The organism is Streptomyces sp. N50 (genome assembly GCF_033335955.1).
GTDB lineage: Bacteria > Actinomycetota > Actinomycetes > Streptomycetales > Streptomycetaceae > Streptomyces.
In genome coordinates this window covers 3,322,641-3,345,951 of the sequence record NZ_CP137549.1, presented here as the reverse complement: position 1 = coordinate 3,345,951, position 23,311 = coordinate 3,322,641, and the positions used below count along the sequence as shown (strand labels likewise).

The 23,311-nt window shown below is 70.5% G+C and carries 22 protein-coding genes and 1 tRNA gene; 19 read left to right on the top strand and 4 right to left on the bottom strand.

Annotation, left to right across the window (positions count from 1 at the left end; translation table 11 throughout):
• Positions 1-70 precede the first annotated feature (70 nt).
• From R2B38_RS14655 to R2B38_RS14600, 12 genes are all read left to right on the top strand, one after another.
• Entirely contained in the window at positions 71-643 is a 573-nt protein-coding gene (locus R2B38_RS14655) for a YqgE/AlgH family protein (protein ID WP_318016633.1), read from the top strand.
• 49 nt (positions 644-692) lie between these two features.
• A complete protein-coding gene (locus tag R2B38_RS14650) occupies positions 693-983 on the top strand; it encodes a DUF3039 domain-containing protein (RefSeq protein WP_026150330.1) in 291 nt (96 codons plus the stop codon).
• A gap of 262 nt (positions 984-1,245) precedes the next feature.
• Positions 1,246-2,559 (top strand): extracellular solute-binding protein, encoded by a 1,314-nt coding sequence (locus R2B38_RS14645; RefSeq protein ID WP_318016632.1) that lies wholly within the window; start codon positions 1,246-1,248, stop codon positions 2,557-2,559.
• 84 nt (positions 2,560-2,643) lie between these two features.
• Positions 2,644-3,519: a carbohydrate ABC transporter permease gene (locus R2B38_RS14640; RefSeq protein ID WP_411978452.1), complete on the top strand. Its 876-nt coding sequence runs from the start codon at positions 2,644-2,646 to the stop codon at positions 3,517-3,519.
• Positions 3,516-4,379, top strand: a complete 864-nt coding sequence (locus tag R2B38_RS14635) for a carbohydrate ABC transporter permease (protein ID WP_318016630.1) — start codon at positions 3,516-3,518, stop codon at positions 4,377-4,379. The genes R2B38_RS14640 and R2B38_RS14635 overlap by 4 nt, the downstream gene beginning before the upstream one ends.
• Positions 4,380-4,398: 19 nt before the next feature.
• Positions 4,399-6,129 (top strand): beta-N-acetylhexosaminidase, encoded by a 1,731-nt coding sequence (locus R2B38_RS14630; protein WP_318016629.1) that lies wholly within the window; start codon positions 4,399-4,401, stop codon positions 6,127-6,129.
• A gap of 143 nt (positions 6,130-6,272) precedes the next feature.
• Positions 6,273-7,166, top strand: coding sequence for an FAD binding domain-containing protein (locus R2B38_RS14625; protein ID WP_019056386.1), 894 nt, complete (start codon positions 6,273-6,275; stop codon positions 7,164-7,166).
• Entirely contained in the window at positions 7,163-8,806 is a 1,644-nt protein-coding gene (locus R2B38_RS14620; protein ID WP_318016628.1) for a 2Fe-2S iron-sulfur cluster-binding protein, read from the top strand. The genes R2B38_RS14625 and R2B38_RS14620 overlap by 4 nt, the downstream gene beginning before the upstream one ends.
• Positions 8,803-11,133: a xanthine dehydrogenase family protein molybdopterin-binding subunit gene (locus R2B38_RS14615; RefSeq protein ID WP_318016627.1), complete on the top strand. Its 2,331-nt coding sequence runs from the start codon at positions 8,803-8,805 to the stop codon at positions 11,131-11,133. Before R2B38_RS14620 ends, R2B38_RS14615 begins: the two co-directional genes overlap by 4 nt.
• A gap of 37 nt (positions 11,134-11,170) precedes the next feature.
• Positions 11,171-11,701 (top strand): AAA family ATPase, encoded by a 531-nt coding sequence (locus tag R2B38_RS14610; protein ID WP_318021681.1) that lies wholly within the window; start codon positions 11,171-11,173, stop codon positions 11,699-11,701.
• 164 nt (positions 11,702-11,865) lie between these two features.
• Positions 11,866-13,047: an SUKH-4 family immunity protein gene (locus R2B38_RS14605; RefSeq protein ID WP_318016626.1), complete on the top strand. Its 1,182-nt coding sequence runs from the start codon at positions 11,866-11,868 to the stop codon at positions 13,045-13,047.
• 175 nt (positions 13,048-13,222) lie between these two features.
• Complete coding sequence (locus tag R2B38_RS14600) at positions 13,223-13,942, top strand: DinB family protein (protein WP_318016625.1); 720 nt, start codon at positions 13,223-13,225, stop codon at positions 13,940-13,942.
• Between the two features lie 50 nt (positions 13,943-13,992).
• Here R2B38_RS14600 and R2B38_RS14595 read toward each other — a convergent pair whose 3' ends face one another.
• Positions 13,993-14,532, bottom strand: a complete 540-nt coding sequence (locus R2B38_RS14595; RefSeq protein WP_318016624.1) for a DUF4328 domain-containing protein — start codon at positions 14,530-14,532, stop codon at positions 13,993-13,995.
• A gap of 395 nt (positions 14,533-14,927) precedes the next feature.
• On the opposite strand from R2B38_RS14595, the gene R2B38_RS14590 reads away from it, so the two are divergent.
• A complete protein-coding gene (locus R2B38_RS14590) occupies positions 14,928-15,617 on the top strand; it encodes an HAD-IA family hydrolase (RefSeq protein WP_318016623.1) in 690 nt (229 codons plus the stop codon).
• Between the two features lie 451 nt (positions 15,618-16,068).
• On the opposite strand, the gene R2B38_RS14585 is transcribed toward R2B38_RS14590, so the two are convergent.
• Positions 16,069-16,143, bottom strand: a tRNA-Cys gene (locus R2B38_RS14585).
• 188 nt (positions 16,144-16,331) lie between these two features.
• Between R2B38_RS14585 and R2B38_RS14580 the strand changes: the two genes are divergently transcribed.
• From R2B38_RS14580 to R2B38_RS14555, 6 genes are all read left to right on the top strand, one after another.
• Entirely contained in the window at positions 16,332-17,789 is a 1,458-nt protein-coding gene (locus R2B38_RS14580) for an MFS transporter (protein ID WP_318016622.1), read from the top strand.
• A gap of 179 nt (positions 17,790-17,968) precedes the next feature.
• On the top strand, positions 17,969-18,208 hold the full coding sequence (locus R2B38_RS14575) for a hypothetical protein (protein WP_318016621.1): 240 nt from the start codon (positions 17,969-17,971) through the stop codon (positions 18,206-18,208).
• Positions 18,205-18,624 (top strand): type II toxin-antitoxin system death-on-curing family toxin, encoded by a 420-nt coding sequence (locus R2B38_RS14570; protein WP_318016620.1) that lies wholly within the window; start codon positions 18,205-18,207, stop codon positions 18,622-18,624. The genes R2B38_RS14575 and R2B38_RS14570 overlap by 4 nt, the downstream gene beginning before the upstream one ends.
• A gap of 144 nt (positions 18,625-18,768) precedes the next feature.
• Positions 18,769-20,568 carry a DEAD/DEAH box helicase gene (locus tag R2B38_RS14565; RefSeq protein ID WP_318016619.1) on the top strand — a complete coding sequence of 600 codons (1,800 nt, stop codon included), beginning with the start codon at positions 18,769-18,771 and terminating at the stop codon, positions 20,566-20,568.
• Between the two features lie 379 nt (positions 20,569-20,947).
• On the top strand, positions 20,948-21,589 hold the full coding sequence (locus R2B38_RS14560; protein ID WP_033286087.1) for an IclR family transcriptional regulator: 642 nt from the start codon (positions 20,948-20,950) through the stop codon (positions 21,587-21,589).
• Positions 21,590-21,661: 72 nt separating this feature from the next.
• Positions 21,662-22,456 (top strand): S16 family serine protease, encoded by a 795-nt coding sequence (locus tag R2B38_RS14555; RefSeq protein WP_318016618.1) that lies wholly within the window; start codon positions 21,662-21,664, stop codon positions 22,454-22,456.
• On the opposite strand, the gene R2B38_RS14550 is transcribed toward R2B38_RS14555, so the two are convergent.
• Together R2B38_RS14550 and R2B38_RS14545 are read right to left on the bottom strand one after the other, a co-directional pair.
• A complete protein-coding gene (locus R2B38_RS14550; protein WP_318016617.1) occupies positions 22,453-22,644 on the bottom strand; it encodes a hypothetical protein in 192 nt (63 codons plus the stop codon). The genes R2B38_RS14555 and R2B38_RS14550 overlap by 4 nt on opposite strands.
• Positions 22,645-22,655: 11 nt before the next feature.
• The gene (locus tag R2B38_RS14545) at positions 22,656-23,240 is read right to left on the bottom strand and encodes a helix-turn-helix domain-containing protein (RefSeq protein ID WP_318016616.1); all 585 of its coding nucleotides are present in this window, start codon (positions 23,238-23,240) and stop codon (positions 22,656-22,658) included.
• Positions 23,241-23,311 lie beyond the last annotated feature (71 nt).

The window sequence follows — 23,311 nt, the reverse complement described above, 5'->3', positions numbered from 1 at the left end:
CTGAGCTGCGTTCACTCAGGTACCCGCATTGCCTCCCCCATCACGGGGAAGATGCGGGATCATGTCAGGCATGACCGAGGTGTCCTCGCTCACAGGGCGGTTGCTCGTGGCAACACCCGCCCTGGCGGACCCGAACTTCGACCGCGCGGTGGTGCTCCTCCTCGACCACGACGAGGAGGGCTCCCTCGGTGTCGTCCTCAACCGCCCGACTCCTGTGGACGTCGGCGACATCCTGGAGGGCTGGGCGGATCTCGCCGGCGAGCCGGGCGTCGTCTTCCAGGGCGGCCCGGTCCAGCTCGACTCGGCCCTCGGTGTCGCGGTCATCCCGGGCGGCGCGACCGGCGAGAGCACCCCGCTCGGCTGGCGGCGCGTGCACGGCGCGATCGGACTCGTCGACCTGGAGGCCCCGCCGGAGCTGCTCGCCTCGGCGCTCGGCTCGCTGCGGATCTTCGCCGGGTACGCCGGCTGGGGACCCGGGCAGCTGGAGAACGAGCTCGTGGAGGGTGCCTGGTACGTCGTCGAGTCGGAGCCCGGTGACGTGTCCTCGCCGTCCCCGGAGAGACTCTGGCGCGAGGTGCTGCGCCGCCAGCGCAGCGAGCTGGCGATGGTGGCGACGTATCCGGACGACCCTTCGCTGAACTGAGGGGCCCTTCGCGGAACTGATGCCGGTGGGCTTCAGTACCCTTGGCACTATGAGCACTCTTGAGCCCGAGCGCGGGACTGGTACGGGGACCCTCGTAGAGCCGACGCCCCAGGTGTCGCACGGCGACGGGGACCATGAGCGCTTCGCCCATTACGTCCAGAAGGACAAGATCATGGCGAGCGCCCTCGACGGCACTCCCGTGGTGGCGTTGTGCGGGAAGGTCTGGGTGCCGGGCCGCGACCCGAAGAAGTACCCGGTGTGTCCCATGTGCAAGGAGATCTACGAGTCCATGGGCTCGGGTGGCGACGGGGACAAGGGCAAGGGCGGCGGCGACAAGTAGCCGTTCGGCCGGTCTGACGTAGGTCGGTTCCGAGGCTCTCGGTTTCTGAGGCCCTCGGGGTGCGCTTCGGCGTGCCCCGAGGGCCTTTCGCGTGTTTCGGAGGTTTTTCGGGGGCCTTTCGCGTGTCACGAAGTGGTTGAGACCTCTTGTGGCCGCGTTCATCTACTCCTTAATCTCCGTGGTGTTGTGCAGAGCGAAACGCCCATTGCATATGTTGCAACGCACGCCTGGCTTCACGCCCGGAATCCCGGAGGAACGCTCCATGAAGCTCGCCCCCCGATTCGCCGTACTCCTGGCGGCCACCGCTGTCGTCGCCGGCTGCGCGCCCCAGACCTCCGACAACTCGTCCTCCGACAAGGACGACCAGAGCGGCACCCTGCGGGTGTGGCTCTTCCAGGAGGTCGGCAACGACCCGAAGGCCAAGGTCGTCGACTCCGTGGTCGCCGCCTTCGAGAAGGCCCACAAGGGCACCAAGGTCGACGTGGAGTACATCCCGATCGACACCCGCGCCCAGCGCGTGAAGGCCGCCTTCAACGACCCGAAGTCCGCGCCGGACGTCATGGAGTACGGCAACACCGACACGGCCGGCTACGTCCACGACGGCGGACTCCTCGACGTCACCAAGGACTTCGGCGCGTGGAGCGAGGCCAAGGACACCGACCCGACCGCGAAGCAGTCCGTCACGGTCGACGGCAAGATGTACGGCTCCCCGTTCTACGTCGGCGTCCGCGCCCTCTACTACCGCACCGACGTCTTCAAGGACCTGGGCCTCCAACCGCCCAAGTCCATGGCCGAGTTGGCCGCCACCGCCCGGAAGATCCACAAGGCGAAGTCCGACCTCTACGGCCTTGTCGTCGGCGGCGCGTACACGTACGGGGCGATGCCGTTCGTGTGGGCCAACGGGGGTGAACTCGCCACGGCCAAGGGCGGGTCGGGGAGCTCGGGGGGTTCGTACACCTCGGCGATCGACAGCGCCGCCGCCCAGAAGGGCATCAAGGCGTACACCTCGCTGTTCACCAGCGACAACTGTCCCGCCGCCAAGTGCGCGGTGATGGGCGGCAACGACACGATCACCGCGTTCGCGGCGGGCAAGGCCGGGATGGCCATCGGGGGCGACTTCAGCCACACGGCTGTCGAGGCGGGCAAGGTCAAGGGCAAGTACGCGGTCGTGCCGTTGCCGGGTGTCGCGTCCGGCTCGGTCGCCCCGGCCTTCGCCGGCGGCAACAACATCGGTGTCCTGAAGAGCACTTCGCACCGCACGCTGGCGGTGGACCTGATGGAGCAGCTCACCTCGAAGGCGACGCAGGCGTCCATGTTCGGCGCGATGGGGTTCCTGCCTACGTTCACCGACGTGCGGGACGCGGCTGCGGCGAAGGTGCCGTTCGAGAAGCCGTTCGTCCAGACGTTGGCTGCGGGGACGAAGTTCGTGCCTGCGTCGCCGGGTTGGTCGGAGATCGATTCCTCGCTGGTGTTGCCGACGATGCTGCAGGAGGTCATCAGCGGGAAGAAGAGCGTGGCGGCGGCTTCTGAGGATGCGGCCAAGAAGATGAACTCCGCGTTCAGCTCCGCGGGTTGACCGGTGGCGCCTAATAGCTCGTTGACTGCGGACCGTTCGCGAGTGCGGGTTCGCCGTGGCCGATCGCGCAGTTCCCCGCGCCCCTTGGGGGGTTGGACGACTCCTTGGATTTACCTTGCCCCGGCTCTCGTTGTGCTTGGGGGGTTGCTGGTCTACCCCATCTATCAGCTCGGGTTGATCTCGTTCTTCCAGTACACGCAGGCCCAGGTCAGTGGTGGGGAGCCGACTACCTTCGAGGGGTTCGGGAACTACTCCGCGTTGTTCTCGGACAGTCAGTTCTGGCAAGTGCTCGTGGCCACCGTGTTGTTCGCGGGGGCGTGTGTGGTGTCGACGCTCGCTGTCGGGTGTGCGCTTGCGGTGTTGCTCACGCGGGTGCGGGCCTTGCCGCGGCTGGTGTTGATGCTCGCCGCGCTCGGCGCGTGGGCGACTCCGGCGGTCACCGGGTCGACCGTCTGGTTGCTGCTCTTCGATCCGGACTTCGGTCCCGTGAACCGCATCCTCGGCCTCGGTGACCACTCCTGGACGTACGGACGCCTCAGCGCCTTCTTCCTCGTCCTGCTCGAAGTGGTGTGGTGCTCCTTCCCGTTCGTGATGGTGACCGTCTACGCCGGGATCCGTGCCGTGCCCTCCGAGGTGCTGGAGGCCGCCGCTCTGGACGGGGCCTCGCAGTGGCGGATCTGGCGGTCCGTGCTGACGCCGATGCTGCGGCCGATCCTGACCGTCGTGACCATCCAGTCCGTCATCTGGGACTTCAAGGTCTTCACCCAGATCTACGTCATGACCAACGGCGGCGGTATCGCGGGCCAGAACCTCGTGCTGAACGTGTACGCCTACCAACAGGCGTTCGCGTCCTCGAAGTACAGCCTCGGCTCGGCGATCGGTGTCGTCATGCTGCTGATGCTGCTCGCCGTCACGCTGGTCTATCTGCGGCTGCTGCGCAGGCAGGGGGAGGAACTGTGAGTCTGCTTCGCGGTCTTGGCGGCTTTGTACGACGACCCCGGCGGCCCTGGCGGCTCGCTGCCGAGGCCTCGGCGCTGCTGATCGCGGTCGTCGTCGCCTTCCCCCTCTATTGGATGGTGCTCAGCGCCTTCAAACCGGCCGGGGAGATCGAGTCGAGCGAGCCCCGGCCGTGGACGCTGGCGCCCTCTCTGGACTCGTTCCGGCGGGTGTTCGGGCAGCAGGAATTCGGCCGTTACTTCGTCAACAGCCTTGTCGTGGCGTGCTCGGTGGTCATCGTCTCGGCGTTGATCGCCTTTCTCGCCGCGACCGCGGTGACACGATTCCGGTTCCGCTTCCGGACCACCCTCCTGATCATGTTCCTGGTGGCCCAGATGGTGCCCGTGGAAGCGCTGACGATCCCCCTGTTCTTCACCATGCGGGGGCTCGGGCTGCTGAACACGCTGGGGTCGCTGATCCTGCCTCAGATCGCGTTCTCGCTGCCGTTCGCGATCTGGATGCTGCGGGGGTTCGTGAAAGCCGTACCGAACGCGCTGGAGGAGGCCGCGTACATCGACGGGGCGAGCCGGACGCGATTCCTGTGGCAGATCCTTTTCCCGCTCGTCTTCCCGGGGTTGGTCGCCACGAGCGTGTTTTCCTTCATCTCGGCCTGGAACGACTTCCTCTTCGCCAAGTCCTTCATCATCAGCGACACTTCCCAGTCGACCCTGCCGATGGCCCTCCTTGTCTTCTACAAGCCGGACGATCCCGACTGGGGCGGGGTCATGGCGGCCTCCACGGTGATGACGATTCCGGTGCTGGTGTTCTTCGTACTCGTACAGCGACGTCTGGTCTCGGGGCTGGGCGGAGCGGTTAAGGACTGACGTGACTGATGTGCCTGACGTGACTTCAGAGACGGAACTGATTCCGGCGCCGAGCGGTGTCGGGTACGCGCTGCCCGGCGGGGGAGTGGGCTATGTCCTCGACGCCGGGACCGAGATCGACGCGGGCCCCGGCACCGAGCGGGTGGCGCAGTGGCTGCGGGCCACCGTCGGCGCGGCGACCGGACTGCCCCTGTCGCCTCACAAGGACAGCGGAAACCGCATCATGCTGCGCGTCGGCCCGGGGGAGTCCGACGACCCCGAGGCGTACACCGTGGTCGTCGACGGGTACCTGGTCCACCTCTGGGGGGCCGACGAACCCGGGCTGTTCTACGCCGCCCAGACCCTCCGTCAACTCCTGGGCCCCGAGGCCTTCCGCCGCGCCCCGGTCACCTCGAAGCGCCGTTGGGAACTACCCGCGGTCAGCATCCGCGACGCCCCCCGTTTCCGCTGGCGCGGCCTCATGCTCGACGTGGCCCGGCACTTCATGCCCAAGGAAGGCGTACTGCGCTACCTGGACCTGATGGCGGCGCACAAACTCAACGTCTTCCACTTCCACTTGACGGACGACCAGGGCTGGCGCGTACAGATCAAGCGGTACCCGAAGCTGACCGAGATCGGCTCCTGGCGGGCGCGCACGAAATTCGGCCACCGTGCCTCACCGCTGTGGGACGACAAGCCGCACGGCGGCTACTACACGCAGGACGACATCCGGGAGATCGTCGCGTACGCGGCCGAGCGGCATATCACCGTGGTCCCGGAAATCGACGTACCGGGACACTCGCAGGCCGCCATCGCCGCGTATCCGGAACTCGGCAACACCGACGTCATCGACACCAACTCCCTCTCCGTCTGGGACACCTGGGGGATCAACCCAAACGTACTGGCCCCCACTGACAACACCCTGCGGTTCTACGAGGGGGTGTTCGAGGAACTCCTGGAGCTGTTCCCCTCGGAGTTCATTCACGTCGGCGGCGACGAATGCCTCAAGGACCAGTGGAAGCAGTCGGCGACCGCGCAGGCGCGCATCGCGGAACTCGGGCTCGCGGACGAGGACGAGTTGCAGTCCTGGTTCATCGGACACTTCGACAAGTGGCTCTCCGCGCGCGGGAGAAGGCTCGTCGGGTGGGACGAGATCCTGGAGGGCGGGCTCGCGGACGGGGCGGTCGTGTCGTCCTGGCGCGGGTACGAGGGCGGGATCACCGCCGCCCGCGCGGGGCACGACGTGGTCATGTGCCCTGAACAGCACGTGTACTTGGACTGGCGGCAGGCCCCCGGAGAGGACGAGCCCGTGCCGATCGCCCATGTGCGCACCCTGGAGGACGTCTACCGCTTCGAGCCGGTTCCCGAGCAGCTCACCGAGGTCGAGGCACGTCATGTGCTGGGCACGCAGGCCAACGTGTGGACCGAGGTGATGGAGGACCACGCACGCGTGGACTACCAGACGTTCCCCCGGCTCGCGGCCTTCGCCGAGGTCGCCTGGAGTGCTCTCCCGGCGCCCGCGGAACGGGACTTCGCCGACTTCGAGCGCCGGATGGCCGCCCACTACGCGCGACTCGACGCCCTGGGGGTCGCCTACCGTCCGCCCACCGGACCACTGCCGTGGCAGCGACGCCCCGGAGTGCTCGGCCGCCCCAAGGACGGGCCGCCCCGAACGCGTAGAACCCGTAAGGGAAAAAGCCCCCAGGAGTCACCGTTGAGTGGCAATCCACGCGTACCGGTGATGCCGTACGAAAACGGACCATCTCCCTGATGGGGCGGGCGAATGCCTCCTTGCGGACCCCCGCGCTCGGGTCTTGCGAAGATGTGCCAGAGTTGCCACGTCCGCCCTGTCAGCACGTACCGTACGGCAGCAACAGGTGGGACCAGGTGGGGCAGCGGGAAGGGGCAGCCGGTTTGACCACGCACGCACCGCAGGCGGGGCAGTCCGTCACGCTGCCCACAACGCTGGACGAGGCCGTGGCGGCGCTCACGGCCCTGCCCACGGCCGTTCCCGTGGCCGGCGGCACGGACCTCATGGCGGCCGTCAACTCGGGGCAGCTCAGGCCCAGCGCGCTGGTCGGTCTGGGCCGGATCAGCGAGATCCGCGGCTGGCAGTACCAGGACGGGCACGCGCTGCTCGGCGCGGGCCTCACGCATGCCCGCATGGGCCGCCCCGACTTCGCCGCGCTCATCCCGGCGCTCGCCGCCTCCGCGCGTGCCGCGGGCCCGCCGCAGATCCGCAACGCGGGCACCCTGGGCGGCAACATCGCCTCGGCCGCGCCCACCGGGGACGCGCTGCCCGTGCTGGCCGCCCTGGAGGCCACGCTGATCATCGCGGGCCAGGACGGAGCCCGCCGGGAGATCCCGGTGTCGCACCTCCTGGCCGGCGTGGAGATGCTGCGCGGCGGCGAACTCATCGGCTTCGTGCGCGTGCCGCTGTTGCACGCCCCGCAGGTCTTCCTGAAGGCCACCGGCAGGACAGGCCCCGGGCGCTCGGTCGCGTCCGTCGCGGTCGTCCTCGATCCGGCCCGGCGCGGGGTCAGGTGCGCCGTCGGAGCCATAGCGCCGATGCCGCTCAGACCGCTGGACGCCGAGCAGTGGGTGGCCCGGCTGATCGACTGGGACAACAGCCGCACGATCGTTCCGGAGGCCCTGAGCGCCTTCGGGGAGTACGTCGCCGCGGCCTGCATCCCCGACCCGGTACCGGCCGAGGACGGGTCCGTGGAACAGCTTCCGCCCGCGGTACTGCACCTGCGGCGCACCGTCGCCGCACTGGCCCGACGAGCACTCGGGAGGGCGCTGTCGTGACCGACGACCAGCACGGAGAGGGCGCCCCTCAGGGCGGCGGACGCTGGGACCCGCTGCCCCAGGGCGACTACGACGACGGCGCCACGGCCTTCGTGAAACTCCCCGAAGGGGGCATCGACGCCCTCCTGGCCGCCCCGGGGCACGGCTATGTGCCGCCGCCCATAGAGGCCGCCCCGGACGCCGACCCGTCGTCGTCCGGGTCCTGGGCGGTGCCCGCCGAGGGCGTCCAGTGGCCCGACCCGAACGCCGTACCGCACCAGGGCACGGCCGGCGGCGACCAGTTCTCGTACCGCCCCGGGTCCACCGGCCAGTGGACCTTCCAGGACACGAACGCGCCGGACGCGGGCGCCGCTCCCGGCCGTGACGTGACCGGGGAGTGGTCGATCCCCGTCGCCGGGGGTGATCTCCCGGACGAATCGGGTGAGTTCACCACCTCGGCCCTGGTCGAGCAGTGGGGCGGCACGCCTCCGGCCACCCTGCCCGGCGGCGCGCCCGCGCCCTGGGCGACGGACGGCGCGGGCCAGAACTGGGCGCAGCAGGCGACGGACACCGGAGTGGTGGAGCGGCCGGCCGAGCACACCGACGGACGCGGCCTGGAGCACCCGGCCGACCGGTCCGGCACGCACCCGACCGGCGAGGTGTCCGCCCAGGCCGCCACCCGCCCGCCCGCCGAGGCGACCCGGCAGCCGTACGGCGAACCCGGCGACCCGTACGCACACACCCGTTCCGAAGCCCCCGGCGACCCCTACGGCGACGCGCGCGCCGACCGCCACGACGACACCGCCGCCGAACTCGCCGCGGCCGACGCACAGTCGGCTCACGGGAGCGAGGGTGCGGGCGACGACGGCGAAGGGGCCGCGGAGGGCGCTGAGGGGCCCGCTGAGGCGTCCTCAGCGGTCGACGCGGCCGAGGGTGCCGACGACGCTCCGGAGGCCGCTGAGGCGCCCGTGACGGCCGTCGAGGCCGACGCATCGGACGAGGCCGCCGAACCCGCCCCGAAGATCCCCGGCGAGGAACACCCGCTCGCCTCCTACGTGTTGCGCGTCAACGGCGCCGACCGGCCCGTCACCGACGCCTGGATCGGCGAGTCGCTGCTCTACGTGCTGCGCGAGCGCCTCGGCCTCGCGGGCGCCAAGGACGGCTGCTCGCAGGGCGAGTGCGGGGCCTGCAACGTCCAGGTCGACGGACGGCTCGTCGCCTCCTGCCTGGTGCCCGCGGTGACCGCCGCCGGCTCCGAGGTCCGTACGGTCGAGGGTCTCGCCGTCGAGGGGCAGCCCTCGGACGTGCAGCGGGCGCTCGCCAAGTGCGGTGCCGTGCAGTGCGGTTTCTGCGTGCCCGGTATGGCGATGACCGTGCACGACCTCCTGGAGGGCAACCCCGCGCCCACCGAACTGGAGGCGCGCCAGGCCCTGTGCGGCAACCTGTGCCGCTGCTCCGGCTACCGGGGTGTCCTGGACGCCGTACAGGAAGTCGTCGCCGAACGTGAGGCGCACGCCGCTGCCGCCGAACCTGAGTCGGACGGCGACGAGGCGCGTATTCCCCACCAGGCGGGTCCCGGGGGCGGTGGCGTCCACCAGTCGGCGTTCGAGTCCCCGCGCACGCAGGACCAGGTGTACGGCCAGGACGGAGGTCAGGCGTGAGCAACGAAGCCGCCACCGCGACCACGGAGGCCGCGCCCGCCCCGGAGCTGCCGGGCCACGGCCTGGGCGCCTCGCTCCCGGCCGCCGACGCCCGCGCGAAGACCGAGGGCACCTTCCCGTACGCGGCCGACCTGTGGGCCGAGGGCCTCCTCTGGGCGGCCGTCCTGCGCTCACCGCACCCGCACGCGCGCATCGTGTCCGTCGACACGTCCCACGCGCGGGACATGCCCGGCGTCCGGGCCGTCATCACCCACGAGGACGTGCCGGGCCGGGACCGCTACGGCCGGGGCACCGCCGACCGCCCGGTGTTCGCCTCCGAGGTCGTGCGCCACCACGGGGAGCCCATCGCCGCCGTCGCCGCCGACCACCCGGACACCGCGCGGATGGCCGCCGCCGCCATCATGGTCGAGTACGAAGTACTCGACCCGGTGACCGACCCGGAGCAGGCCTTCGAGGCCGAGCCGCTGCACCCCGACGGCAACCTGATCCGGCACATCCCGCTGCGCCACGGAGACCCGGACGCGACCGCCGACATCGTGGTCGAGGGCCTGTACCGCATCGGCCGCCAGGACCCCGCCCCCATCGGCGCCGAGGCCGGTCTCGCCGTGCCCCGCCCCGACGGCGGGGTCGAGCTGTACATCGCCTCCACGGACCCGCACAACGACCGCGACACGGCCGCCGCCTGCTTCGGCCTGGAGTCCGACCGCGTGAAGGTCGTCGTCACCGGCGTCCCCGGGGCCACCGCCGACCGCGAGGACCAGGGCTTCCAACTCCCGCTCGGACTGCTGGCGTTGAAGACCGGCTGCCCGGTGAAACTGACGGCCACGCGCGAGGAGTCGTTCCTCGGCCACACCCACCGCCACCCCACGCTCCTGCGCTACCGCCACCACGCCGACGAGGACGGCCGCCTGGTCAAGGTCGAGGCCCAGGTGCTGCTCGACGCGGGCGCCTACGCCGACACCTCCTCGGAGGCCCTGGCCGCCGCGGTCTCCTTCGCCTGCGGCCCGTACGTCGTCCCGAACGCCTTCATCGAGGGCTGGGCCGTGCGCACCAACAACCCGCCCTCCGGACACGTCCGGGGCGAGGGCGCCATGCAGGTCTGCGCCGCCTACGAGGCGCAGATGGACAAGCTCGCCAAGAAGCTCGCCATGGACCCGGCCGAGCTGCGCCTGCGCAACGCCATGGCCACCGGTGACGTCCTCCCGACCGGCCAGACGGTGACCTGCCCGGCGCCGGTCGCCGAACTCCTCCAGGCCGTACGGGACTTCCCGCTGCCGCAGCTCCCCAAGGACACCCCCGAGGACGAGTGGCTGCTGCCCGGCGGCCCCGAGGGCGCGGGCGAACCGGGCGCGGTGCGCCGGGGCGTCGGCTACGGCCTCGGCATGGTGCACATGCTCGGCGCCGAGGGCGCGGACGAGGTCTCCACGGCCACGGTGAAGGTCCACGACGGCATCGCCACGGTGCTGTGCGCGGCCGTCGAGACCGGCCAGGGCTTCACCACGCTCGCCCGGCAGATCGTCCAGGAGACCCTCGGTATCGACGAGGTGCACGTCGCCCCCGTGGACACCGATCAGCCGCCCGCCGGCCCTGGTTGCCGAGGACGTCATACCTGGGTATCGGGTGGCGCCGTCGAACGCGCCGCGAAAATGGTCCGCACCCAGCTTCTCCAGCCCCTGGCGCACAAGTTCGGGATGTCGACCGAGCTGCTCCAGATCACCGACGGCAAGATCACCTCCTACGACGGCGTCCTCTCGACGACCGTCACCGAGGCCCTGGACGGCAAGGAACTCTGGGCCACCGCCCAGTGCCGCCCGCACCCGACCGAGCCCCTGGACGAGGCGGGCCAGGGCGACGCCTTCGTAGGGCTCGCCTTCTGCGCGATCCGCGCGGTGGTCGACGTCGACATCGAACTCGGCTCGGTCCGGGTCGTCGAGCTGGCCCTCGCCCAGGACGTCGGCCGCATCCTGAACCCGACCCAGCTGGTCGCCCGGATCGAGGGCGGTGTCACCCAGGGCGTAGGCATCGCGCTGACGGAGAACCTGCGCACCGCGCGCGGGTTGATCCGCCACCCCGACCTCACCGGCTACGCCCTGCCCACCGCCCTGGACACCCCCGACATCAAGATCGTGAAACTCGTCGAGGAGCGTGACGTGGTCGCCCCCTTCGGGGCGAAGGCGGTCAGCGCGGTCCCGGTGGTCACGTCCCCGGCGGCGATCGCGTCGGCGGTGCGCGCGGCGACGGGCCGCCCGGTGAACCGCCTGCCGATCCGCCCGCAGGCGGCGGTGGTGACGGCGACGACCGATCAGTACGGCCAGTACGGGCACTGAGCGGCCAGTACGGGTACTGAGCGGCCGGTGCGTGACGGTGTTCGAGGGGGTCGTCCTCATCACCGGCGTGATGGCCTCCGGCAAGTCGACGGTCGCGCAGGCGCTGGCGGAGAGATTGCCGAGGGCCGCGCACGTCCGGGGTGACGTCTTCCGGCGGATGGTCGTGTCGGGGCGCGAGGAGTACGTCCCCGGTGCGGGCGGCGAGGGGGAGTCCCAACTCCGGTTGCGGTACCGGCTGTCGGCGGCGACGGCGGACGCGTACGCGGAGGCCGGGTTCACGGCGATCGTCCAGGACGTGGTGCTGGGCCCGGAGTTGCCGACGTACGTCGACCTGATCCGCACCCGCCCCCTGCACGTGATCGTCCTCGCGCCGACCCCGGCGGCCGTGACGGCACGGGAGGCGGGCCGGGCGAAGACCGGATACGGCGCGTGGACGGTCGAGGAACTGGACCGCGGGCTGCGGACGCGGACCCCGCGCATCGGGCTGTGGCTGGACAACTCCGCGCTGACGGTGGGGGAGACGGTGGACGCGATCATCGAGGGACGGGAACGTTCCCGGGTGGTTTGAGCGTCTGATGAGGTGAGGACGTCTCGGACGTCGCGCGTCCTCCGGGCCCTGTGGGCGTTTTCGCTGGTCAGGGCGATTGTCAGTGGTGCCGCGTAGGGTTTTGGGCAGTGGGGAGACAGCGGGACACCGGTGGCACACGGGGAAGATTCACGCACGGGGGAACAATGAGCAGCACCTACGCCGGTTCTACGGCGACCATGATCACCTTGACCGAGGACGACCTCGATCCGTACATCACGCACGAGTCGACGCGCCGCTGGCTGACGGGTCCCGGACTGCCGGGCGACAGCGGCCTGTTGACGTTCGAGGAGCTGCGCAGGGAGGGCCTGCGGACGGTGGCGGACTCGTTGGGCGACCCCGCCCCGCTGGCGGAGGAGCTCCGGGACCAGCTGGTGATAGGCGCGCTCTGGGGACCCGACGGCGGCGAGGCGGAGTCGATCCTGCTGGACGGCGAGACGGGCGAGATCGCGACGACCTACTTCTTCCAGGACCGCCCGGACCTGATGGAGTCCGGCCCGCTGGCCCCGTCGATCGAGACGCTGGCCCGCTTCACGACGACGACGGACGAACTGACGGACCTGCGCGGCCAGTTCGCGTCCTACGAGGGCCGCCACGGCACGAAGACGGCGGCGGAGGCGTCACGCCAACTCCTCGCGGTCTTCGAGTCGGAGACGGACGGCGAGGTGCCCCCGTTCTGGAAGGCGGCGGCCCTGATCCGCCCGCTTGCCCTGGTGGCGGGCCCGGGCACGACGTCAGGGCTGACGCTGGACATCCCGGCCCGCCTGCTGGACCAGGAGTTCGGCCAGGGCGCGGTTGCCCGCTTCGAGGAGGTCGACTTCCCCGCCACGCTCACCCACGAACCGACCCGCCGCTTCCTGCGCGAGACCGGCCTGCCCGAGGACGCGTTCCTCTTCCAGCTCGACACGGACGTTCCGCTCCCCACCCTCACCGAGTTCTACGAGGACGCGCCCACCGAGGAACTCCCGCCCCGCGCCGACCAGTTGATCCGCCTCGGCTACCTGATCGAGGACAACAGCCTGGTGGTGGACGGCGCGACGGGCGAGATCCTGACCTGGAGCGAGCCGGAGGCGACCCTGGCTCCGCTCAACACGGACGTCTCGACCCTGGCCTTCACCCTGTGGCTGCTCCACCGCGAGAAGGCGATAGACGCGGACCTGTCGGGTGAGCTGACGGCGGAGGCGTACGACCAGTTGGCGACGACGATGCTCCAGACGCTGTCGAAGGTGGATCCGACCGGGGTGTCTCCGAGGGGGACGGGCGCGCGGACGGCCGGCCCGCACTACTGGACGGAGGCGTTCCAGGACGAGGCGGGCGGGGTGCTGTGACGCGCGCGGGCGGCTGTCGATGCACCGCGCCGGGCCCTTGGCCGCGCCGGTGCGGTGACGCGGGTGCTCGGCGGCCGGGGAATTCGTTCGTGCCGGGTGAGGTGAGCGGCTACCTTCCACCTGACCGGGGTGGGGTGCGCGTCGCGGGACGGCGCGCGGGCGAGGGGAACCAGACATGGACACCGGGACCACACGGACCGACCGCTTGAGCGTGCTCCTGGAGCAGTTCGACAAGGCCCGGGAGATGGCCCAGGTCCGGCTCAGGGGCCTCGGTGACGAGGAGTACCTCTGGGAGCCGGCGCCCGACTGCTGGTCACTCCGACGCCGGAGCGAGGCGGTGACACCGAGGGCGTTCGGACCGGGGGAGTGGGTCCTCGACCTGGGCGCGGCGGACATCCCGGCGAGCGAGTACACGGAGGTCGCCCGCCAGGCCGCCGACGGCATGACCGTCGCCAAGATCGCCGAGGACTGGAGCGTGAGCGTCGAGCGGGTCGAGCAGATCCTCGCCCACGAGGGCGAGCCGGAGCCCGACACGACCCCGATCACGACCATCGCCTGGCGCCTGGGGCACCTGCACTTCCAGTTCGCGGGGGCGTGGGAGTGGACGTTCGGTGAGCGGCGCCGGGACCCGAAGCGGATGGTCGACTTCAGCCCCTCCGCAGCCCTGACCCTGGACCGCTTCTGGCCGGTGATAGACCGCTGGCGAGCGGCCGTGGCGACGGTCACGGAGGACCAGTTGGACGTGGTCGGCTTCTCCCAGTACCCGTACGGTTCGGATCCCGACGACCCGTACGTCGCCGTACTGGCGGGGTCGAACCTGGAGTTCATTCACCACATGGCGGAGATCGCGCTGTTGCGGGATCTGTGGCGGGCGCGGGTAGCGAGGGAGGGGTAAGTCCGAGGCGCCTTGGGGGAGTTCAGCCGAGGGCAGGGAAGGGTGGCACCTCAGGCCTGGGCGAGAGGCTCGGCGTCGGCGGGAACGGTGGCACCGAGCGCGGCGTTCTGCAGCGCCGTGACGCGCTCGATCACCAGCCCCGCCAGTACGGCAGCCGCGATCATGAGTGCCTCCTCCACCACCAGGAAGGCCATCGAACCCGGGGCCACGCGGCTCGCGACCGTGAGCACCAGCGCGTGCCCGACCCAGGCGGCCCACCACGCGTTCACCAGGGCCGTGTCCCGCTTCTCCGCCCAGGACGCGGAGCTCGCGCGCCCGATGGCGAGGACGATCCCGCGAGGGACAACGAGGTTGACCAACGGAACGAACCACATGCCGATCGTCCGGCCCCGGCTCGGAACCGAGGCCCCGGGCGTCAACTCCTGGGCATTGCGCCGGGATTGGGTGAGCCATACGAGGAACAGCACGATCGCGAGAGTCGTCAGATAGACGAAGACCATGGAGACGAAGCCGGACTCGGACGCGCCCGTGCGGTGCAGGTGGTCGTCCCGGACCGCCGCCGCGCGGAACACGTCCGCCACAGCGGACACGGCTATCGCCACCTGTGCGGAACGGACAAGGATCCGGGGAGCTCTGCGGGCGGTACTCGTCATCGACTTCGGCCTGTCTCGGAGGCGGGTGCGGCCGCGGCGGATGCCGGGGCTGAGTGATCATAGGGTCCGATCGCCGCACGCGCGTACGATTTCCGGGTCCTTCACGCCACTGACCAGATCAGCCAAGAAAAGGAAGATGGCGCCCTCGTTGGAAGTCGCCCAGGGCGGCGGGCCACCTGCGGCCGGATACGGCAGCGACCCAGGAGCGGGGCGTGTTGGTGTGATTCACGCCGCTGTAGCGAGGTGATTCGGCCCCACTTCGATCGGGTGGTTCCGCTTCTTGATCGTCTCGGGCTTGCGGCCGGCTTGTCGGCGCCGCCAGGATCGGCCGCATGATCAAAGGTGTGATGTTCGACTTCTCCGGGACCCTCTTCCGGATCGAATCGGCCGCGCAGTGGTTGCGCGCGGTGGCAACGAAGGCCGGTCTGGACGTGCCCGAGGGTGAACTCGACGCGTGCGTCAGCCGGCTGGAAGAGTTCGGGGCCCAGCCCGGAGGGGTTCCTCCGCGCACAGTGCCGCCCCATCTGGAGGCGCTGTGGCGGGAGCGCGATCTGACCGCCGAACGGCACCGGGCTGCCTTCACGGCCCTTGCCCGGGAAGCGCGACTGCCCGCGGCTGACCTGGCCGAGGCCCTGTATGAACGTTCCCAAGTGTCCGGGGCATGGCTGCCTTATCCCGACACCGAGGAAACCCTCCGCGCCCTGCGCGGGCGAGGCATCCCGGTCGCTGTCATCAGCAACATCGGCTGGGACATGCGCCCTGTCTTCCGCGACCACGGTGTCGATGGCCTCGTGGACGCCTACTTCCTCTCCTTCGAGCGCGGGGTGAAGAAGCCCGATCCCCGGATCTTTCAGATGGCGTGCGACGAGCTCGGAGTGGCGCCCGGCGACGCACTCATGGTGGGAGACGAGCCTGTCGCGGACGTCGGAGCCGCCACGCTGGGATGCCGGGTCCACCTGGTCGATCCCCTGCCCGTTGAGCAGCGTCCCGGTGCGCTGGCCGAGGTGCTCCAGTTCCTCTGACGTGCCTGACCAGGGTGACTTTCGGCGCGATGTCGAGGGCCCGGCGACCGAACGCCGTCCAGTCCCGGGCTCGATACCGCGCAAACGGACCCGCTTACCAGTCCGGAACGAAAGAGGCGGTTGAGAGCAGGCACGTCACATGCGGTGAAGTCACCTGACTGGTACGCGTTGATGGTCTTGCGCTGGAACGGCCGTCCGTACCTGTTGGTGATCGTGCTCAGGTGGAGGTCAAGTTCATCGAGCATGGCCGTGCGCGCATCCGTGGCTGAGCGTCCGTCGATCACTCTCAGCGGTGCCACGTGCCGGCACGGTGGCTCCCTCTGCGCCATGTGGCGCTCTGGCCAGGTCGGTCGGCGGTGGACCAAGCGACTGACGTAGCCCTGTCCGGTGGAGGAGTCCCAGACGTCGGAAACACTCCGCAACGTGCAAACGCGCAGGTCATCCATGAAGGTGGAGGCCGTGGCGGGAATCGAACCCGCGTAACTCGCTTTGCAGGCGAGTCCCTGAACCACTCGGGCACACGGCCGTGTTTGGTGAGTTGACCGTATGGGCGGGGGGTGGGCCTCGACAAGGGGGCCTGGGGTGGTGCAACGGGACTGCCATACGCCGTTCACGAATGGGTGGGCGGTACCTGTGGTCGTACGACCAAGGTCTCAGCCCCTGACCATCCTCCGACAGGGGTCAACCCGGCCCGTGGACCTTACGCTGGCGGGCATGACCGTCCTTGAGCCTCGTGACGCCGGTGTCACGAACACCGCCCCTGACCTGGCCGACGAGTGTCGTGACTCCGTGTTGGGGCGGTCGCATCGGGCGCTCAGTGTCGGGATCGTGTCCGTTGTTCTGCTGATCGCCTTTGAGGCGACGGCGGTCGGGACGGCGATGCCGGTTGCCGCTCGGGAGCTGGGCGGGGTGTCGTTGTACGCGTTCGCGTTCTCCGGGTACTTCACGACCAGCCTGTTCGGGATGGTGTTCGCCGGGCAGTGGTCGGACCGGCGGGGGCCGCTCGGGGCGTTGACCAGTGGGATCGCGGCCTTTGCCGCCGGGTTGGTGGTGGCCGGGACCGCTCAGGTCATGTGGGTGTTCATTCTCGGGCGGGCCGTGCAGGGGCTGGGGGGCGGGCTGGTCATCGTCGCGCTGTATGTCGTCGTCGGGCGGGCTTATCCGGAGCGGTTGCGGCCCGCCATCATGGCCGCGTTCGCGGCGAGTTGGGTCGTGCCGTCCGTCGTCGGGCCGCTCGCCTCCGGGGCGGTGACCGAGCATCTGGGGTGGCGGTGGGTGTTCCTCGGGATTCCCGTGCTTGTGGTGTTTCCGCTTGCCCTCGCCCTTCCTCAGATACGGCGGCGGGCGGCCGGGCCGGTGAGCGATACCGGTGAGCCGTCCGCCTCCTTCGACCGGCGGCGTATCCGGCTTGCCCTCGGGATCTCCATCGGCGCCGGGCTCTTCCAGTACGCCGCTCAGGATGTGCGGTGGTTCTCCCTGCTCCCCGCTGCCGCCGGCGTCGCGCTGCTCGTGCCCGCCGTGCTCGGGTTGTTGCCGCGCGGGACGTACCGGGCGGCGCGGGGGCTGCCCTCCGTCGTGCTGTTGCGCGGGGTGGCCGCCGGGTCGTTCATCTCGGCGGAGTCCTTCGTGCCGTTGATGCTCGTCACGCAACGGGGGCTGTCGCCGACCCTGGCCGGGTTCTCGCTCGCGGCGGGCGGCGGGACGTGGGCGCTCGGGTCGTGGGTGCAGTCCCGGGGGTGGGCCGAGCCGTATCGCGAGCGGCTGATGACCGTCGGGATGGTGCTGGTGGCCGCCGCCATCGCCGGGGCGCCGAGCGTCCTCATCCATGCCGTGCCCGTGTGGATCGTCGCCGTCGCGTGGGCGTTCGGGTGTTTCGGGATGGGGCTGGTGATCGCCTCCACCAGCGTGCTGCTGCTCCAGCTGTCCGCTCCGGCGGAGGCCGGTTCCAACTCCGCCGCGTTGCAGATCTCCGACGGGTTGTCGAATGTCGTGCTGCTCTCCGTCGGCGGGGCCGCGTTCGGGGCGCTGGGCGGTGGCACGGTGGGGCATGTCGTCGGGTCGGCGGGCGGCGGGGGCCATCCTGGGGCGTTCGCCGCGGTGTTCCTGCCGATGGCGGGGGTGGCGTTGGCGGGGGCGTGGGTGACCACGCGGGTGCGGGCGGAATCGCGGTGACGTCGAGTGGTGCGACTCGACGCCCCTGCTCGACGGCTCCCTCGGCGGGTGCCGACGTACATCCGGGGGCCTCGGTGACCACGCGGGTACGGGGCAACAGCGAGGAGCGCTGAGCCGTAGAGCAGAACTCCGGCGATATTCCGTCGCCCGCCGGTGATCGCCGCCCCTACCCTCACCCCATGCACCAGCCGACCTCTCAACCTCAACCTCAACCGCACCACCCCCACCCCCACCCCAATCTCGCCCCCGCCCTCCACCAGGCCCTCGACGACCTCGCCGACGCCACCGGCCGCTCGCCGGAGGACCTCCTGCGGGACGCCGTGGGCAGGTATCTGGATGAGGAGGGTGCGCCGGTGCGGGCGGCTGCCGAACGGCTTGCCGTCGCGCACGCCGGTCTGTTGAGGAGGCTCGGCGAATGACGCACGGCTACGACTCCGGTGCCGCCGGCCGTCGGTACCTCACCGTCGGCGAAGCGACCGACGTCGCGCGGATCGCCTTCGGGGGCCGGGCGCCCGAGGTGCGTGAGGCGGGGCTGTTCGCCTCGGCGGTGCATCGGCCGCGCGCTCGTATGTTCGGTACGGCGGCCTATGCGGACCTGTATGAACAGGCCGCCGCTCTGCTGCACGCCCTCGCCACGAACCACCCCCTCGTCGACGGCAACAAGCGCACCGCATGGCTCGCCGCCGCGGTCTTCCTCGCCGTGAACGGGGTCGATCTCGCCGGCGTGGACCAGGACAGGGCGTACGACCTGGTCATCGACGTGGCCTCGGGGGCGGAGGGGGACGTGGGGGCGATCGCGGAGGTACTGCGCGGCCTCGCCGGCCAACCCGTGTGACGTCAGTCCCATCCCCCGCCGCCCCGGCGTCGTCCGCACGTTGACACCCCCGGCCCGCCGGTAGGGTGGCCCGGTTGTCATACGTAGCCGACGCACCGACGTAGCCCACGCAACCGAGCCGCCCTACTCCCGAACCCGGAGACCGTGACTACCACCGCCGCCTCCTCCGCCAGCTCCCACCACCTCTCTCCCGCCTTTCCCGGCCGCGCCCCCTGGGGCACCGCCGGCAAGCTCCGTGCCTGGCAGCAGGGGGCGATGGAGAGGTATGTCCAGGAGCAGCCGCGGGACTTCCTCGCGGTCGCGACCCCCGGTGCCGGCAAGACGACCTTCGCGCTCACCCTCGCCTCCTGGCTGCTGCACCACCATGTCGTGCAGCAGGTGACCGTGGTCGCGCCGACCGAGCACCTGAAGAAGCAGTGGGCGGAGGCGGCCGCGCGCATAGGGATCAAGCTGGACCCCGAGTACAGCGCCGGGCCGCTCGGCAAGGACTACCAGGGCGTCGCCGTCACGTACGCCGGTGTCGGCGTACGGCCGATGCTGCACCGCAACCGCGTCGAGCAGCGCAAGACCCTCGTCATCCTCGACGAGATCCACCACGCCGGTGACAGCAAGTCGTGGGGCGAGGCGTGCCTGGAGGCTTTCGAGCCGGCCACTCGGCGGCTCGCGCTGACCGGTACGCCCTTCCGGTCCGACACCAATCCCATTCCCTTCGTCACGTACGAGGAAGGGAACGACGGGATTCGGCGGTCCTCCGCCGACTACACCTACGGCTACGGGTCCGCGCTCTCCGACGGGGTCGTGCGGCCCGTCATCTTCCTCTCCTACAGCGGCAACATGCGCTGGCGGACCAAGGCCGGTGACGAGATCGCCGCGCGGCTCGGCGAGCCGATGACGAAGGACGCGATCAGTCAGGCCTGGCGTACGGCGCTGGACGCGCGCGGTGAGTGGATGCCGAGCGTGCTGCGCGCCGCCGACCAGCGGCTGACCGAGGTCAGGAAGGGCATCCCGGACGCCGGCGCCCTCGTCATCGCCACCGACCAGGACTCGGCGCGCGCCTACGCCAAGCTGATCCGCGAGATCACCGGCTCCAAGGCGACCGTCGTGCTGTCGGACGACACCGGTGCCTCCAAGCGCATCGACGACTTCGCGGCGAGCAACGACCGGTGGATGGTCGCCGTGCGCATGGTGTCCGAGGGCGTCGACGTGCCTCGGCTCGCCGTCGGCGTGTACGCCACCACCATCTCCACGCCCCTCTTCTTCGCCCAGGCCGTCGGGCGTTTCGTGCGGTCCCGGCGGCGCGGCGAGACCGCGTCCGTGTTCCTGCCGACCGTCCCCGACCTCCTCACCTTCGCCAACGAGATGGAGGTGGAGCGGGACCACGCCCTCGACAAGCCGAAGAAGGAGGGCGAGGAGGACCCGTACGCCGAGTCCGAGAAGGAGATGGAGGAGGCGAACAAGGAGCAGGACGAGGACACCGGCGAGCAGGAGCAGTTCTCCTTCGAGGCCCTGGAGTCCGAGGCCGTCTTCGACCGGGTGCTCTACGACGGCGCCGAGTTCGGCATGCAGGCGCACCCGGGGAGCGAGGAGGAGCAGGACTACCTCGGCATCCCCGGACTCCTCGAACCCGACCAGGTGCAGATGCTGCTCCAGAAGCGGCAGGCCCGGCAGATCGCGCACAGCCGCAAGAAGCCGGACGAGGAAGCCGACCTGCTGGAACTGCCCGCCGAGCGGCGGCCCGTCGTCTCCCACAAGGAGATGATGGAGCTGCGGAAGTCGCTCAACACCATGGTCTCCGCGTACGTCCACCAGACCGGCAAACCGCACGGGGTCATCCACACCGAGCTGCGCCGCACCTGCGGCGGCCCGCCGAGCGCCGAGGCCACGGCCGGGCAGCTGCGGCAGCGCATCGCGAAGGTCCAGGAGTGGGCCACGCGCATGCACTGACCGACCCGACCCCACCCTCTCTGGAGGCTGGGGTCATTTCTAACCCGTCATGGCCTGTGACAGTGGTTAGATTCATCCCCAGCCTCCAGCACCCCCCCACCCCAGGTCGGGGCATATCGCCATGAAGCGAGCCGGTCCGTACCAGTCGGTGCCCGGATTCTGGACGGAGACTTCCGCTCAGCGAACCGCCTTCGCTAGTGTCCCGCTACGCACACGCCCCGTGGCAGCGCCGCCGCGGAGCGCAGCCGTGAAGCGACTGGGCCCGGACACGCCGGGCCGCCTCGCCGATCGGCGGCCTCTGAAGCGCGTCACTGACGGGACTCGGTGACGCATCCGTCGCTAAGGAGCCGCCGACCTCACCACTTAAGGAGTGGGCGTCGTGACCGCGGAGACCTCCCAGACGCTCGACCGGGGACTGCGCGTCCTCAAACTGCTGGCCGATACGGACCACGGGCTGACCGTCACCGAACTGTCCAACAAACTGGGCGTCAACCGGACCGTCGTGTACCGGTTGCTGGCCACCCTCGAACAGCACGCACTCGTACGCCGTGATCTCGGCGGCCGGGCCCGCGTGGGGCTCGGGGTGCTGCGGCTCGGCCGCCAGGTGCATCCCCTCGTACGGGAGGCGGCGCTCCCCGCGCTGCGCTCGCTGGCCGAGGACATCGGGGCGACCGCTCACCTCACCCTGGTCGACGGGGCGGACGCCCTCGCCGTCGCGGTGGTCGAGCCGACCTGGACCGACTACCACGTGGCCTACCGCGCCGGCTTCCGGCACCCCCTGGACCGGGGCGCCGCGGGCCGCGCGATCCTCGCCGCCCGGCACCAGGCCGCGGACGAGCCCGGATACACCCTGACGCACGGCGAGTTGGAGGCCGGCGCGAGCGGTGCCGCGGCTCCGCTGCTGGGCGTCACGGGCGTCGAGGGCAGCGTCGGCGTCGTGATGCTGGCGGACGCCGTGCCCGAGCGGGTCGGCCCGCGGGTCGTGGACGCGGCGCGCGAGGTCGCGGAAGCGCTGCGCTGAGGCCTGAGGTCGTTCACGGGCATGGGGTGACCGGCGCCCGGCCGGAAGTGGCCGTCGCGTTAGATTGATCCCGTGCTCCTCTCTCGCCTCACGCGCCCCCAGGCCGTAGCCGTCTGTGCTCTGCCCGTCGTCGCGCTGCTCGCCACGGCGGGCTTCGCGCCGCTGCCGTTCTCGCTGGCGCAGCCCGGTCTGACCGCGAACGTGCTCGGCGAGAACAAGGGCACCCCGGTGATCACGATCTCCGGGGCGCCGGTGCGCACGACGAGCGGTCAACTGCGCATGACGACGATCGAGGCGACCGGACCCGATCAGCATGTCTCGTTGAGCGATGTGATCGACAGCTGGTTCCGTACCGACCGGGCGGTCATGCCGCGTGACTCGGTCTACCCGAGCGGCAACAGCGTCAAGGAGATCGAGCAGCACAACACCGAGCAGATGCAGGAGTCGCAGGACGACGCGGCCACGGCAGCGCTCAACTACCTGAACCTGAGCGACAAGAAGGTCAAGGTCACCCTCACGCTGGCGGACGTCGGCGGCCCCAGCGCGGGCCTGCTGTTCACCCTGGGCATCATCGACAAGCTGAACGGCGACGGCAGCGGCGGTGACCTGACGGGCGGCCGCACCATCGCCGGTACGGGGACGATCGGCACCGACGGTACGGTCGGCGCGGTCGGGGGAGTGGCCCTCAAGACCCAGGCCGCGCGCCGTGACGGCGCGACGGTCTTCCTGGTCCCGAAGGCCGAGTGCTCGGACGCCAAGTCCGAACTGCCCAAGGGCCTACGGCTGGTCGCGGTGACCACGCTGAAGGGCGCGGTGAGCGCGCTGAAGGCGCTGGAGACGGGGAAGGGCTCCGTACCGAACTGCTAGGCGAGGGCCGGCTTCGTCCCGCCCGGCGCGGCGGCCAGGCGCAGGCCCAGTTCTACGAGGGTCCAGCCGACGCGGGTGCGCAGTTCGCGCCGGGGCGGCCTGGCCTCGGCGGCGAGGCGGTGGGCGTCGGCCTGGGTCTGGAGGTCGGCGATGCGGTAAGCGGCGAGCCGTGCGGTGTTGTCGTTCATGGTGGTGCCTCTCAATCCGTCTCGATGGGGAACAGGTGGGTGTGGATGCGCACTTGCTCCGATTCCGGGGTGTCCTTGTCGGGGACGCGGCCTCGGTAGTCGTCGATCAGGGCGTGCATCCTGCCGATGAGTTCGGCGGCCAGGTCGGGCGTGAGCCGTACCGTCGCGTCGCTCATGTCGGAGGAACTGGACCAGGCCGGGGACCACTGGTCGCGGGTGCCGAGCCAGGCGGCCAGCTCGCGGCCGTGCCGTGCGGCGCCCTCCTGGATGAACACCTCTGTCAGGCCCCGCACTTCGGGACTCGCGTCCTCGAAGTCCGTGCTGTCGTAGCGGATGCTCTGGTCCACCGCCTGCCACCAGCGCTCCCGGCCCTTGCCGCGCTCGGGGGCGTCCTCGACGAAGCCGTGCTCGGCGAGCTGGCGCAGGTGGTAGCTCGTCGCGCCGCTGGACTCGCCCAGCCGCTCGGCCAGTTGGGACGCGGTGGCGGGACCGTGCTGCCGCAGCGCGTCCAGCAGCTGCATGCGCAGCGGGTGGGCGAGGCCGCGCAGCGAGCGGGCGTCGAGGCGGCGTTGTTTCCGTTCTTCGTGCTCCTGCATGACTACAAAGGTAGCGTTGCAAAGAACTCGTTGCAAGGGGTTCTTTGCAAGCAGTTCTTTGTAACTTGCCG

What these genes read in the sequence shown, in the direction of transcription:
- R2B38_RS14655 (WP_318016633.1), top strand. Translation starts at nt 71, where the DNA reads ATGACCGAGGTGTCCTCGCTCACAGGGCGGTTGCTCGTGGCAACACCC.
- R2B38_RS14650 (WP_026150330.1), top strand. Translation starts at nt 693, where the DNA reads ATGAGCACTCTTGAGCCCGAGCGCGGGACTGGTACGGGGACCCTCGTA.
- R2B38_RS14645 (WP_318016632.1), top strand. Translation starts at nt 1,246, where the DNA reads ATGAAGCTCGCCCCCCGATTCGCCGTACTCCTGGCGGCCACCGCTGTC.
- R2B38_RS14605 (WP_318016626.1), top strand. Translation starts at nt 11,866, where the DNA reads ATGAGCAGCACCTACGCCGGTTCTACGGCGACCATGATCACCTTGACC.
- R2B38_RS14600 (WP_318016625.1), top strand. Translation starts at nt 13,223, where the DNA reads ATGGACACCGGGACCACACGGACCGACCGCTTGAGCGTGCTCCTGGAG.
- R2B38_RS14590 (WP_318016623.1), top strand. Translation starts at nt 14,928, where the DNA reads ATGATCAAAGGTGTGATGTTCGACTTCTCCGGGACCCTCTTCCGGATC.
- R2B38_RS14580 (WP_318016622.1), top strand. Translation starts at nt 16,332, where the DNA reads ATGACCGTCCTTGAGCCTCGTGACGCCGGTGTCACGAACACCGCCCCT.
- R2B38_RS14575 (WP_318016621.1), top strand. Translation starts at nt 17,969, where the DNA reads ATGCACCAGCCGACCTCTCAACCTCAACCTCAACCGCACCACCCCCAC.
- R2B38_RS14570 (WP_318016620.1), top strand. Translation starts at nt 18,205, where the DNA reads ATGACGCACGGCTACGACTCCGGTGCCGCCGGCCGTCGGTACCTCACC.
- R2B38_RS14550 (WP_318016617.1), bottom strand. Translation starts at nt 22,644, where the DNA reads ATGAACGACAACACCGCACGGCTCGCCGCTTACCGCATCGCCGACCTC.
- R2B38_RS14545 (WP_318016616.1), bottom strand. Translation starts at nt 23,240, where the DNA reads ATGCAGGAGCACGAAGAACGGAAACAACGCCGCCTCGACGCCCGCTCG.